The sequence below is a fragment of the Nocardioides sp. NPDC057577 genome (assembly GCF_042801335.1).
In the GTDB taxonomy this organism is placed as follows: domain Bacteria; phylum Actinomycetota; class Actinomycetes; order Propionibacteriales; family Nocardioidaceae; genus Nocardioides.
Map to the genome: position 1 here is coordinate 26,454 of NZ_JBHVGB010000012.1, position 13,393 is coordinate 39,846.

General features: G+C 71.4%; 11 protein-coding genes. 8 read left to right on the forward strand and 3 right to left on the reverse strand.

The genetic code is table 11. The annotated features are described in order from the left end of the window. The first annotated feature begins 146 nt into the window (after positions 1-146). The 7 genes from ACFU7D_RS04260 to ACFU7D_RS04290 all read left to right on the forward strand — a co-directional run bounded on the left by ACFU7D_RS04260 (position 147) and on the right by ACFU7D_RS04290 (position 9,102). The gene (locus ACFU7D_RS04260) at positions 147-1,256 is read left to right on the forward strand and encodes a PrpF domain-containing protein (protein WP_378863753.1); all 1,110 of its coding nucleotides are present in this window, start codon (positions 147-149) and stop codon (positions 1,254-1,256) included. 58 nt (positions 1,257-1,314) lie between these two features. After that, the gene (locus ACFU7D_RS04265; protein WP_378863756.1) at positions 1,315-2,517 is read left to right on the forward strand and encodes a Bug family tripartite tricarboxylate transporter substrate binding protein; all 1,203 of its coding nucleotides are present in this window, start codon (positions 1,315-1,317) and stop codon (positions 2,515-2,517) included. Positions 2,518-2,521: 4 nt separating this feature from the next. Next, positions 2,522-4,594, forward strand: coding sequence for a tripartite tricarboxylate transporter permease (locus tag ACFU7D_RS04270; RefSeq protein WP_378863759.1), 2,073 nt, complete (start codon positions 2,522-2,524; stop codon positions 4,592-4,594). A 46-nt stretch (positions 4,595-4,640) separates the two neighbouring features. Next, the gene (locus ACFU7D_RS04275; RefSeq protein WP_378863762.1) at positions 4,641-5,015 is read left to right on the forward strand and encodes a universal stress protein; all 375 of its coding nucleotides are present in this window, start codon (positions 4,641-4,643) and stop codon (positions 5,013-5,015) included. A 225-nt stretch (positions 5,016-5,240) separates the two neighbouring features. Next, positions 5,241-7,241 carry an MMPL family transporter gene (locus ACFU7D_RS04280; RefSeq protein ID WP_378863764.1) on the forward strand — a complete coding sequence of 667 codons (2,001 nt, stop codon included), beginning with the start codon at positions 5,241-5,243 and terminating at the stop codon, positions 7,239-7,241. Further along, on the forward strand, positions 7,238-8,485 hold the full coding sequence (locus ACFU7D_RS04285) for a sensor histidine kinase (protein ID WP_378863767.1): 1,248 nt from the start codon (positions 7,238-7,240) through the stop codon (positions 8,483-8,485). Before ACFU7D_RS04280 ends, ACFU7D_RS04285 begins: the two co-directional genes overlap by 4 nt. Further along, entirely contained in the window at positions 8,482-9,102 is a 621-nt protein-coding gene (locus ACFU7D_RS04290) for a response regulator (protein WP_378728610.1), read from the forward strand. Before ACFU7D_RS04285 ends, ACFU7D_RS04290 begins: the two co-directional genes overlap by 4 nt. Before the next feature lie 9 nt (positions 9,103-9,111). On the opposite strand, the gene ACFU7D_RS04295 is transcribed toward ACFU7D_RS04290, so the two are convergent. Both ACFU7D_RS04295 and ACFU7D_RS04300 read right to left on the reverse strand, forming a co-directional pair. Continuing rightward, complete coding sequence (locus tag ACFU7D_RS04295) at positions 9,112-9,771, reverse strand: response regulator (RefSeq protein WP_378863770.1); 660 nt, start codon at positions 9,769-9,771, stop codon at positions 9,112-9,114. Further along, entirely contained in the window at positions 9,768-10,997 is a 1,230-nt protein-coding gene (locus ACFU7D_RS04300) for a sensor histidine kinase (protein WP_378863773.1), read from the reverse strand. Before ACFU7D_RS04300 ends, ACFU7D_RS04295 begins: the two co-directional genes overlap by 4 nt. Positions 10,998-11,141: 144 nt before the next feature. Here ACFU7D_RS04300 and ACFU7D_RS04305 point away from each other — a divergent pair, with 144 nt between their 5' ends. Further along, entirely contained in the window at positions 11,142-12,038 is an 897-nt protein-coding gene (locus ACFU7D_RS04305; RefSeq protein WP_378863776.1) for a type II CAAX prenyl endopeptidase Rce1 family protein, read from the forward strand. Here ACFU7D_RS04305 and ACFU7D_RS04310 read toward each other — a convergent pair whose 3' ends face one another. Further along, the gene (locus ACFU7D_RS04310) at positions 12,039-13,298 is read right to left on the reverse strand and encodes an MFS transporter (protein ID WP_378863779.1); all 1,260 of its coding nucleotides are present in this window, start codon (positions 13,296-13,298) and stop codon (positions 12,039-12,041) included. Positions 13,299-13,393 lie beyond the last annotated feature (95 nt).

The following is a 13,393-nucleotide window of genomic DNA, read 5'->3' on the forward strand; positions in this document are numbered from 1 at the left end:
GCAGGGCGTAGAGGCGTCCCGGAGGCATCTGCTGGGCATGCAGTTTTGCTACACGATCATGTTCGAACTCGTGATTGTGCTACAAGTCACCTCCCTCCAGTCTTTGGGGGTCCGGAAAGCCCGGACGACTCGGCCCAGGAGGCAATATGCGCGAGATCGCCGCGACATGGATGCGGGGTGGCACCAGCAAGTGCTGGGTCTTCCGTCGCGACGACCTGCAGGTCCCGGATCTGTCCGTCGACGAGGTGCTGCTGCGGATCTACGGCAGTCCTGACCACCGCCAGGTCGACGGGGTCGGTGGTGGTACGTCCACCACGAGCAAGGCGGTCATCCTCGCTCCCTCCGCCGCGTCCGAGGTGGACGTGGAGTACACGTTCGCCCAGGTCGGCATCGAGGAGGCCAAGGTCGACTGGGGGAGCAACTGCGGCAACTGCTCCGCGGTGGTCGCCTCGTTCGCGATCCGCGAAGGATGGGTGCGGACCGGGGCGCCGGAGACGGCGGTCCGAGTCCTCAACACCAACACCGACCAGCTCATCGTGCAGCGCGTACCGACACCCGGAGGCGTGCTCGACGAAGAGGCCTCCGAGGCCATTCCCGGCGTCCCGTTCCTCGGTGCGCCGGTCCGGATGGGCTTCGTCGATCCGGCGGGCCGGAGCACCGGACATCTCTTTCCCACCGGGCACCAGCGCGATGTCCTCTCCGAGGCCGTCGATGGCGTGGTCGTCACGCTCATCGACGCGGGCGCCCCGGTGGTCGCGGCCGCCGCCGCCGACTTCGGTGTTCGCGGCGACGAGGACGTCGCTGAGCTCGACATGGTGCCCGGGCTCCTGGCCCGCCTCGATGCCGTACGCCGGGAGGCAGGTGTCCTGATGGGGCTCGCCCCGACCCCGGAGACCGTCGCCCGGGCCGTTCCGAAGCTCGCGCTCGTCTCGGCCCCCGATCCGGCCGACGAGGTGGGGACCGACCTGACCGTTCGCATGCTGTCGATGGGCCGCTTCCATCCGGCGGTGCCGGTGACCGGCTCGGTCGCGCTGACGCTGGCCGCGGGCGCTCCCGGAACGGTGGTCCACGACCTCGTCCCTGCCGGGCGTCCCGCCACCGCCCTGCGGCTCGGGACGCCTGCGGGCCGCGTGAGCACCTTCGCCGAGGAGCACCACGGCGTCCCCGTCGTCGGTGTCGTACGCACCTACCGCCGCCTCGCCCACGGGTCCGTGGTCCTTCCGGACCCGCCCCTGCTGCCGTCCGCGTCGGCTTAACCATCAGACCCCTTGACACGGGATGCCCGTGTGAGGCTCGCTTCACCTGGAGGAACTCATGACCCAGCACGTCGACGAAGAGGACGTGGCCACGACCGCAGAGGATGTCGGCCCCACGCAGGATCCGCCGGAACGACCGGCGCCGACCCCGCGACTCGCCGGCGCCGTCCTCGCAGGCTTCACCGCACTGGCGGTGGGCGTCTCCGTCCTGGGCGGGGACTTCCTGAACCCGGCCGCCTCGACGGCCGACGGTGACTACGCGGGTGAGACCGTCGAGATGATGATCCCCCTCGCCGAGGGCGGGGGCACCGACACCTGGGCGCGGTTCGTCGGCGCCGAGCTGACCGAGGCGGTGCCCGGCTCCCCGGGTCTGGCCCCGGTCAACGACGACGGCGGCGAGGGCATCCTCGGCACCAACCACTTCATGTCCTCGGCGAAGACCGACGGGACCGATGTGCTGGTCAGCACCGCCTCGACGGTGGTGCCCTACCTCCTGGACATGCCGTCGGTGCGCTACGACTTCAACAACCTGCGCCCGGTCCTCGCCAACGGCACCGGCGCGGTGGTCTACGCCCGGACCGGTGCCGGTGTGCACGGTGTCGAGGACCTCATCGACCGGGACAAGCCCCTCATCTTCGGCGGCATCGCGGCGACCAGCCTCGACCTGACGACGATGCTGGCCTTCGACCTGCTCTCCGCCGACATCGACTCGACCTTCGGGTTCGAGGGGCGAGGGCCCGTGAACCTCGCCCTGCAGCGCGGCGAGGTCGACATCGACTATCAGACGACGTCCTCGTACGAGCCGGCGGTCGAGCCGCTGGTCGAGGACGGCACCGCGGTGCCGCTCTTCTCGCTCGGGCAGGTGGATGAGGACGGCGAGATCGTGCGCGATCCCAACTTCCCCGACCTGCCGACCGTCGTCGAGACGTACGAGAAGATCTACGGCGAGCAGCCGGATCCGGAGGCACTGGAGACCTATCGCGCCATCCTGGCGTTGACCTACACCTATCAGAAGGCGCTGTGGGTGCCTGAGGACACGCCGGACGAGGCGGTCGAGCTGCTGCGGTCGACGGCCGAGGAGATGGGTGCCGAGCCCGCCTTCCAGAAGTCCGCCGCCGAGGTGCTCGGTGGCTATCCGCTCGACGCCTCCGCCGACCTCGCCGACCGGATCGGCGAGGCGTACCGGGTGGACGAGAGCGTCCGCCACGACGTCCTCGAGCTGCTCGAGAACGACTACGACATCACGATCGAGCAGGGGTAGGACCATGACCGACGCAGCCTTCTCGGCCCTCGCCTCCCTGGCCGACCCCTCCCTCCTGATGATGCTCGCCGTCGGCGTGGTGGCCGGCCTGGTCATCGGCCTGATCCCGGGCCTCGGCGGCACCGGCGCGGTGGCGATCCTGCTGCCGATCACGTTCGGGATGGACCCCGAACCCGCACTCGCGATGCTCATCGGAGCGCTGGCCGTCGTGCACACCTCGGACACGGTCGCCGCCGTCCTGCTCGGCGCGCCCGGATCGGCATCGGCCAGCGTGACGATGCTCGACGGCTACTCGATGGCCAGACAAGGACAGGCCAAACGCGCGCTGTCCCTCGCCTTCCTCTCCTCGATGGCCGGCGGCCTGATCGGAGCGGTCGGGCTCACGCTCGCCATCCCGTTGGCCCGGCCCCTGGTGCTGTCCTTCGGCAGCCCGGAGCTCTTCATGCTGACCATCCTCGGCGTCTCGCTCGCCGCGGTGCTCTCGCGCGGCAACGTCGTCAAGGGTCTGACCGCCGGCCTGCTCGGTCTCCTGCTCGGTCTCGTCGGTACCTCGCCCACGACCGCGGAGGAGCGGTTCTCCTTCGGGTCGCTGTTCCTCAGCGACGGCATCTCGCTGGTCGCCGTCGCGCTGGGTGTGTTCGGGCTCGCCGAGATCGCCAGCCGGGTGGGGCAGCGTCGGGTGACCGAGAAGCCAGTGGAGCTCTCCGGCGGCTGGGGATCAGGCATCCGCGAGTGGATCACCCACTGGACCCACGTCATCCGGGGCGCCCTGATCGGCATCTGGGCCGGCGTGCTCCCCGGGGTCGGCGCCACCGCCGGCACCTGGCTCGCCTACGGGCAGGCCGTCGCCACCGCCAAGGACAAGCGCAAGTTCGGCAAGGGTGACCCGCGTGGCATCGTCGGTCCGGAGAGCGCGAACAACTCCGTCGAGGCGGGCGACCTGATCCCGACCTTCCTCTTCGGCATCCCCGGCGGAGTGCCGTCGGCGATGCTGCTCGGGATGCTGCTGACGTACGGCATCCAGCCGGGGCCGGCGATCGTCACCGACCATCTCGACCTGATGTACCTGATCGTGTGGGCCTTCGCGATCGCCTCGGTCGCCGGAGCGTTCCTCTGCTTCCTGGCCACCGGCTCGCTCGCCAAGCTCACCAAGGTGCCGTTCGCGGTGCTCGGGCCCGGCCTTCTCGTGGTGATGCTGCTGGGTGCGTTCCAGGAGGGTGGCCAGCTCGGCGACCTGTGGGTGATGGTCGCGCTCGGTGTGGTCGGCTTCTTCCTCAAGGCCACCGGGATGCCGCGGGCTCCGTTCCTGATCGGCTTCGTCCTGGCCATCCCGATGGAGCGCTACTACTACCTGACCGCCAGCCTGTACGACGGTGCCTCCTGGGTCACGCGACCCGGCGTGCTCGTCTTCGCAGCGCTGCTGGTCGTGCCGGTGCTGTGGGCGCTCCTGAAGCGGCTCCGCCGGGCTGCCGGGGCGGTCGACGACGGCCACCGCGACGAGCACGAGAGCGACGAGGGCGATGAGGGTGACCTGGACGACCTGGAGGGCTCGCTGGCGCGTACGCCCTGGTCCCTCGCGGTCGCCGTCATCGCGCTGCTCGTCTTCGCCGGGGCGCTGTGGGTGAGCGGATCGTTCTCCGCGGAGGCGAGCCTGATGCCGCGGCTCGTCGCGCTGGGCGGCCTGGTCGCGGCGGGTGTCCTCACCTGGCAGGAGCTCCGGGCCAGGCGGCGAGGAGCCCAGCGGGACGAGGGCGGGGACGTCGAGGAGCCGTCCGGCGCCTCCGGCACGACCATGGTCGCCACCCGCGTCGCTCCGAAGGTCGATGCCCGGGCTCTGGCCCGTCGCCACGACCTGATCATCGCGCTCCGTACCTTCGCGGCCATGGCGGCGTTCCTGGTCCTGGTCATGCTCGGCGGCTACCTCGCGGCGACCCTGGTGTTCACGCCGTTGTTCCTGTTGTACGCGGCCCGCACCCGCCCACGTACGGCGATCATCTACACCCTCGTCCTGGGTGCCGTGCTGCTGGCGCTGCCGTCCCTGCTGCCGGTCGACCTGCCCCTGGGCCTGCTGCAGTGACCAGGCCGACCTCCTGCCCGTCCACGCTCCACCGAAAGGAACGCCGATGACCATCGTCGTCGCCTACGCCGACACCCCACCCGGATACGCCGCCGTCGAAGGCGCGGTCACCGAGTCCCGAGAGGGCGAGTCCGTCGTCATCGTGCCCGCCGTGCGCGGCGAGCGGATCCCCGAGGTCGGAGAGGTCGAGGCCCGGTGGCCGGATCTCGCCGGCCGGGTCGAGGTCGAGCGCGGAGATCTCGGCGACCCGAGCGACACCGTCGTCCAGGTCGCCCAGCGGCTCGACGCCCGCCTGATCGTCCTCGGTCTCCGCGCTCGTACGCCGGTCGGCAAGCTGGTCTTCGGCAGCACTGCCCAGCGGATCCTGCTCGACGCCACCTGCCCCGTGCTCGCGGTCAAGCCATCCGTGGCTGCGTCGTGAGCGCCGGCGCGTAGCGCTGAACGGCTGAGCCGGGGTGATCTTGATTCAGATCGCCTCGGCTCAGCCGCATCAGCCATTTGGCTGATTCGTGCCTCAGCCTTGTTCGCGATGATCCGCCGGGCCGCGGCTGGTGGAGTTGGTGGCATGGCAGATTCTCTGGTTCGTACGCGGTCGGGTGCCCGTCCGCATCTCTCAGACAGGTTGACCTCGCGGCGGGGAGCGTGGGTGGCGCTCGGGCTCGCGGTGGTCGTGATGGGGGTGCTCTTCGGGGTCTTCGCCGGTGCGGAGGCGCCGGCGCAGACCGGGCAGGCGCCGGCGGATGCGGAGTCGACGCGGGTGAGCGAGCTGCTGGAGGAGTTCCCCGGTGCGGATCGACAGTCCGTGCTCGTCGTCGCCTCCCGCGACGACGGCGGTGCTCTCGCCCCGGCTGATCTCGACGACCTCGAGCGGCTCGGGGTCCAGGTCGGAGCTCAGGCGGCGCCGGGCTCCGCCGGTCCGATGGTCAGCGAGGACGACAAGGCCGCGGCTCTCACCGTGCCGGTCACGGTCGGCGCCGACAACGCCGAGACGTTGGAGGTGATCAAGGCGCTGCGTACGGACATCGCGGCGCAGGCCCCCGACGGGATCACCCTGCAGGTGACCGGCGGCCCGGCGTTCGGGGCCGATGCGGCCGCTGCGTTCGACGGCGCCGACGTCACGCTGCTGCTGGTGACGATCCTGATCGTGGCGCTGCTGCTGATCATCACCTATCGCTCGCCGGTGCTGTGGCTGATCCCGCTGGTCGTGGTCGCCCTCGCCGACGGGCTCGCCGCGCGCGTCACCGCGGCGGCGGGAGAGCTGTGGGACTTCGGGTTCGACGCCGGTGTCGTCAGCGTCCTCGTCTTCGGCGCGGGGACCAACTACGCGCTCCTGCTGATCTCGCGCTACCGGGAGGAGCTGCAGCGGACCGATGACGACCGTCTGGCGCTGAGCACGGCCTGGCAGAAGACGGTGCTCGCGATCCTCGCCTCCAACCTGACGGTGGTGCTCGCCCTGCTGACGCTGGTCCTCGCCACGATCCCGATGACTCGTGGCCTGGGAGTTCCCGCGGCGATCGGTCTGCTCATCGCCCTCGTCGCGGTGCTGTTCGTGCTGCCACCGGCCCTGGCGGTGTGTGGCCGTCGACTGTTCTGGCCGTTCGTCCCTCGTCCGGGTGAGGCACGTGACCAGGGCGGGGTCTGGCGCGCGGTCGCGTCGCGGGTCCTGAAGCGTCCGGTGGTGAGCCTGCTGGGCGGGCTCGCGCTGCTCGCGGTGATGGCCTCCGGCCTCTTCGGTACGTCGGTCGGGCTCGACCAGGTCGAGAAGTTCCGGGTGCAGTCCGAGTCGGCTGCCGGTCTCGAGACGCTCTCGGCGCACTTCCCGCCCGGTGCGGCCCAGCCGGCCTACATCGTCGCCGACAGTGCTGCCGCCGCCGAGGTGGCCGCGGCCGCGGGTGAGGTGGAGGGTGTCGTGCGCGCCCAGCCGGCCGGGGTCACCGACGACGGGTCCTTGACGAAGATCATGGTGACCAGCGACTACTCGCCGGGTACCGAGCGGAGTCTCGACCAGATCACCGACCTGCGCGAGGCGGTCCACCCGATCGCGGGTGCGGACGCCCTCGTCGGTGGCGCGGTCGCGACCGAGCTGGATGCGCGCGACGGGGGTGAGCGCGACCTGCTCGTGGTGGCGCCGCTGGTGCTCGCGGTGAGCTTCCTGGTGCTCCTCGTGCTGCTGCGTTCACTGGTCGCACCGGCGCTGCTGCTCCTGGTGAACCTCGCCAGCGCGGTCGCCGCGATCGGTGCCGGGGCCTGGCTGAGCCGCGTCCTGTTCGATCAGCAGGCGCTCGACCTGCAGGTGCCGATCCTGGCGTTCCTGTTCCTGGTCGCCCTGGGGATCGACTACACGATCTTCCTCGTCCACCGGGCGCGCGCGGACGCGTCGCGGCTCGGCACCCGGGCCGGTGTGGTCGAGGCGGTCGCCCACACTGGTGGCGTGATCACCAGCGCAGGCATCGTCCTCGCCGGGGTCTTCGCCGCTCTCGGTGTGCTGCCGCTGGTCACTCTCGGGCAGCTGGGCCTGATCGTCGGTGTGGGCGTCGTCGTGGACACGCTGGTGGTGCGTACGGTGATCGTGCCGGCGATCTTCAGCCTGGTGGGCGACCGGATCTGGTGGCCGGGAACGTTGCAGGGTAGAGAATCGAGGCCATGAGCGTCGTACACGCGCCGTTGCGGCGGCCCGGCTCGGGATCGATCCCCGCCGGGCCGACTGTGCGGGCGATGGAGATCGGGCAGCACGTCATCGCCGTGGTGCTGACCGCGATCGGCGTCAGCAGGGCGATCGGCGACGGGGTGGCGGCTCCCGCCGCGATCGTCTCCGGGGTCGCGATCCTGCTCTGGCACACCGCGGGCACGGTCCTGCCGTCCAGGACGCGCTCGCACAGCCTTCCGGTGTGGTGGCTGCTCGGCTTCGCGGTGATCTGGATCGGCGCCGTCGCCGTCTCGCCCGAGTTCGTCTGGCTGGCCTTCCTGCTGTGGCTGCTGGCCGGGCACCTGCTGCCGCTGCGATGGGGGCTGGCCTTCTCGGCCGTCATCCTCGTGGTCGTGGTGGTCGCGCCGATCCTGCACCATGGCACGACCAGCTACGCGGACGTCTTCGGGCCGCTCATCGGGGGCGTCTTCGCGTTCGGCATCTCACGTGGATATCTCCAGCTGCTCCGTGACGCCGCCGAGCGCGAGCGGCTGGTGACCTCCTTGCGGAATGCGCAGCGGGAGATGGCCGAGCTGCAGGACGAGCTCGCCCTCGCCCAGCGCCACTCCGGTGCGATTGCCGAACGCACCCGGATCTCCCGCGACATCCACGACACCGTCGCCCAGGCCCTCTCCTCGATCCGCCTGCTGACCCATGCCGGAGGCAGCCGCACCACGGACGCGGACGCGTCACGGACGTTCGCGCAGGTCGAGGCGCTCGCGGGCGACAGCCTCGGCGACGTACGCCGGATCATCGCGGCGCTGGCGCCCGCCGAGCTCGAGGACGGGGCGCTCGCCTCGGCGCTCCGACGGATGCTCGACCGTGCGCATGACGAGGCCGGCCTGCTGGTCGAGCTCCATGTCGACGACACGCTCCCGATCCTTCGGACCGAGGTCGAGGTCGCGCTGCTCCGCACCGCCCAGTCGGCGCTCTCCAACGTACGTCTCCACTCCGGCGCCACCCGGGTCGTCATCACGCTGACCGACGACCAGGATGCGGTACGCATGGACATCAGCGACGACGGCGCCGGGTTCGACGTCGCCGCCTGGGAGCGGGACGCCGGTGTGGGGTCGTCCAGCTATGGCCTGCGGTTCATGCGGGCCCGGCTGCGCGAGCTCGGCGGAGGGCTCGACGTGGAGAGCACGCCGGGCGAGGGCACCGCCATCTCAGCCCATCTCCCGATCCACATCGAGGCGGTGTCATGACGACCACGGTGCTCCTCGTCGACGACCACCCGGTCGTACGCAGCGGCCTGCGTGCCGTGATCGAAGCGGGCGACGCCCTGACGGTCGTCGGTGAGGCCGCCACCGGCGAGGAGGCGATCGTCCTCGCCGGTCACCTCCACCCCGATGTCGTGCTGTGCGACCTGCGCCTGGGGAGCGGGATCGACGGCATCCGGACCACGGTCGCGCTCCGCGCGCTCGATCCGGCGCCGGCCGTGCTGATCCTGACCACCTTCGACCGCGACGCCGAGGTGCTCGGTGCGATCGAGGCCGGTGCCGCCGGCTACCTCCTCAAGGACGTCGACCCCGAGGTCATCGTCCAGGGAGTCCGCCGTGCTGCCAGCGGCGAGATGGTCCTCGCCCCGGACCTGGCCACCCGGGTGCTCAAGGGCATGCGCAGCCCGTTGCCGCGGCTCACCGATCGCGAGATCGAGGTGCTGCGGCACCTCGCCAGGGGAGCGACCAACAAGGAGATCGCGCGCACCCTCTTCGTCACCGAGGCCACCGTGAAGAGCCACCTCGCGCACATCTTCACCAAGCTCGACGTCGACAGCCGCTCCCGCGCCATCCACGTCGCGCAGGAGACCGGCCTGATCTGAGCGGCGGCCTCAGTGCTCGACGAGTCCCGACTGGTAGGCCCACACGGCGGCCTGGAGGCGGGACCTGACCCCGAGCTTGGGCATCATCCGGGCCAGATGGGACTTGACCGTGGAGATCTCCAGGACGAGCGCCTGGGCGATCTCCTCGTTGGACATGCCCTCGGCGAGGTGGAGGAGGATGTCGAGCTCGCGGGTGGTGAGGACCTCGCTGGCGCGCGCGGCGGTCACGGGCTGCGTACGCCTTCGGGTGACGACCTCGCGGAGGACCCGTCGGGTCAGAGAGGTGTCGAGGGTGCCGTGGCCGGCGGCGACGGAGCGGACCGCGGCGACGATCGCGTCCGGGTCGGCGTCCTTGAGGAGGAACCCGGAGGCGCCGGCCTCGAGGGCACCGAAGACGTAGTCGTCGATGTCGAAGGTGGTCAGGACGAGCACCGGGATCGGGTCGGCGACGTCGGGCCCGCAGAGCTCGCGGGTGGCGCTGATGCCGTCGCGGCCGGGCATGCGGATGTCCATGCAGACCACGTCCGGCCGCAGCGCGAGCGCCTGCTCGACCGCCTCCGCACCGTCCTCGGCCACCGCGACGACCTCGATGTCGGGCTCGGTGCCCAGCAGTGTACGCAGCCCGGCACGCACCAGCGGCTGGTCGTCGGCGACCACGACCCGGATCATGCCGTGATCCTCAGCCGGGTCTGCCAGCCGCCCTCGGCGGTCGGTCCGGCCTCGAGGATCGAGTCGGTCAGGTCGGCGCGCTCCTGCATGCCGACCAGGCCCAGGCCACGCCGCGCCGACCTCTCGCCGGACGGGACGGGCGTGGCCGGTGGCCCGTTGCGGACCGTGATCACCACCTCGGCCGGGTCCTGGGTGTCCAGGACCACCACGCAGCGGGCCCCAGGCGCATGCCGGGCCGCGTTGGCGAGGCACTCCTGCACCGTGCGATAGGCGGACAGCTGGGCGAGCGGCCCGACGTTCTCGACGGCGGCGCCGGTCCCCGGCGTCGCGAGCTCCACCTCGAGTCCCGCGCGCCGTGCTTCCTCGACGAGCGAGGCCAGCTGGGACAGCCGCTCCTGCCCGCCCGCGTCATCGGCCTGCCCGGGACTCCGCAGGAGCGTGACCAGGCCACGCAGCTCGCGCAGCATCGCGGTGCTCTGGGTGCGGACCTGGCGTACGGAATCCTTCGCACCGGCCGGGTCGGTGTCGATCTGCCGCTCGACCGCGCCCGTCATCACCGCGATCCCGGTCAGGTGGTGGGCGGCGATGTCGTGGAGCTCGCGCGCCATCGCCGTACGCTCCTCCGCGATCGCCGCGGCGATCTGGGCGGACTGCTCGCGCTCGACCGCTTGCGCCAGATCGGCGCGCGCCGACCGGGCGTCGCGACGCGCCCTCACGGTGGCGGCGAGCAGCGCCGGCAGGACGATCACGCCCGCCCCCTGGACGAGGCCTCCGAGGACCGCTGTGCCGAGCGGAAGATCGATGCTGGTCTGACTCAGGCCCGTCCCGACCGCGACCAGCAGTCCGGCTCCGGCCAGCGCAGCGGCAAGGGCACGGGCCCGGCGGGGGAGCTCGACCGAGCTCACCGCCGACCACACCGCGACCAGCACGGCGGCCGCGGCGAGGCTGGTGGAGTCGCCGGCGCCGCCGAGCGCCAGCATGACCGAGGCGGAGGCAACGGCCAGCAGCACCGCCAACGGTCGGGAGCTCCGCTCGAGGAGCGTCGCCGCCTGGGCGGTGAGCACCAGCAGTGCGACCCACCAGCCACCGCTGCCGAGCGCCGGGCCGGCGATGGAGGCGTCGGCGGAGTCGAGGCTCGGCGCGACCACCAGCAGCGCCGTGGTGACCAGCCAGACCACCACGGGTGGGATCAGTCGCGGCAGCATCCGGGTCGTCTCGTCGTTCACGCCATCATCCTTTCCCGCAACCGTCCCGGTCACCAGCATCTTTCGATGCAAGTACGAAGGTTCGGCCTTTTGCCAGGCGCGACCAGGTCGCTCGAATTTCTAGGTTCGGATCACGAGATCGACCCACCTCGAAAGGGAACGACCATGACCACGACAACGTCGGTGACCCCGCCGACGACACAGCCGGACCAAGGCCTACGAGCCTTCGTACGCCGACACCAGCTCTCCACCTTCTTCGTGCTCGCCCTCGCCGCGAGCTGGCTGGCCTGGACACCGTACGTCCTGTCCAACAGCGGCCTCGGCGTCTGGGACCTCACCTTCCCCGGCGGCGTGATCGGCGGCCAGCTCCTCGGGATGCTCCCCGGTGCGTACCTCGGCCCGATCGGCAGCGCCGCGCTGGTCACCGGGATCGTCGGGGGCCGGGCCGGCTTGCGGGCCTGGGTGCGGGGGATGTGGCGCTGGCGGGCGAGCTGGCGCTGGTACGCCGGGATCCTGATCGGCGTGCCGGCCGCGATCATCGTCTCGCTCCAGGCCGCCGGGCACCAGATGGCGACACCGTCGCAGGCGTGGCTGATCGTGGCGGTGGCGTACGTCCCGGGGCTGTTGATGCAGATGATCACCACCGGTCTCGCCGAGGAGCCGGGCTGGCGCGACTTCGCTCTGCCCCGGCTGCAGCGGAAGGTCGGACCGCTCGGCTCCGCGTTCGTGCTCGGTCCGATCTGGGCGCTGTGGCACATGCCGCTCTTCCTGACCGACTGGGGCGGCTGGCCGGAGGTCAGCTGGTTCGCGCCGCTCGTCTTCGCGGGCTTCTGCTTCACCTTCGGCATCGTGATGACCTGGGTCTTCAACCGCACCGGGCAGAGCCTGCCGCTGGCCATGCTCCTGCACGTCAGCGTCAACAACTTCGCCTCAGTGGCCTTCGCCGAGGTCTTCCCCGACGTCGACGCCGACCAGTTCCAGCTCGCGCTGCTGGTCGGGTCGGGCGTCGTCGCGGCGCTGCTCGTCGTCGCGACGCGCGGGCGGCTGGGATACTCCAGCTGATCAGATCCGCACGTCGACCGGCTCCCCGGAGGCTTCGGTCTCCGGGGCACCGTCCTCGGCCGCGGTGAGCAGGAACCGGAGCCGGGTCAGCACCAGGCCCGCGATGAGGGTGCCGCCGATCACGACGACCGCCCACAGGTGGCCGAGGCCGCTGCCGATGAGGGTGCCGGCCAGCGCCGGGCCGAGGATCTGGCCGAGGGTCAGGGTGAGACCGAGGGACGCGTTGTAGCGGCCCCGCAGGTGGTCGGGGGCGATGGTGTTCGCCAGGCCGGTCACGATCGGAGCCCACAGCGTCTCGCCGAGGCCGAAGATCGCGAGGCCGATCACGACGGCGGCGATCGCGCCGGCCACGGGCATCAGGTCGGCGGCCGCGAGCACGGTCCAGGCCAGCGACCAGGTCAGCACCGCGCAGGCCAGCGCGGTCGTGCGCCGCCACCCTGAGGTGAGCCGCAGCAGGATCACCTGCCCGCAGACGATCACCGCGGCGTTGGCGGCGAAGGCCCAGCCGAGCGCGGTCGCCGGCACCCCGGCGACGTCGACGGCGTAGGCGGTCGCGCCGGCCTCGAGCTGTCCGTAGCCGAAGGTCACCGCGAGCACGCCGCAGCCGACCAGGGCGACCGCCCGCCGGTCGCGCAGCACCTCGCCCCAGGAACCAGCGCTCGCGTCGTCGTCCGTGGAATCGTTCGTGGTGCGGGCCGGGGAGCGGACCAGGAACGCCAGCACCGCGGCATAGGCCAGATAGGCGACGGCATCGCACAGGTACAGCACCTGGAAGGTCTCCGGACGCGCCACGTCGATGAGGAAGGCGCTGACCAGCCCACCCACGCCGATGCCCGCGTTCAGCCCCAGGAAGGCGAAGCCGTAGGCCCGCTCGCGCTCCGCGGCAGGCACCATCCCGGCCAGCAGGGTCGTCGTTCCGGGCCACAGGGGAGAGGCACCCACGACCACGCCGGCGAGCACGGCCATCGTCGGCACGGTCCCGTCGACGAAGCCGAGCGACCCGATCGAGATCGCCTCCACGACGAGCGCGGCCAGCAGGACCGGGCGCGGCCCGAAGCGGTCGAGGAGCGCGCCGACCCCGGGGGCGGCAGCCAGGCCGACCAGGCCCATCCAGGCGAACATCCAGCCGGCGGTCGACGACCCGAGATCCTGCACCTGGGCCATGTAGACGTAGAGGAACGGGAGGGTCAGGCCGTTGCCGAGGGACGCGAAGGCAAAGCCTGCGAGCACGCGGGTGGCCTGGGTGGGGGAGCTCGGCACGGGTGTGATCGTCCTCTCTGTGGGCCACCTGTCTGGCGGGGGCGCGTTTAGGGTAGCCTCACTTAGGTTCGCCTAACCTAATCCCCCGTGTCGAA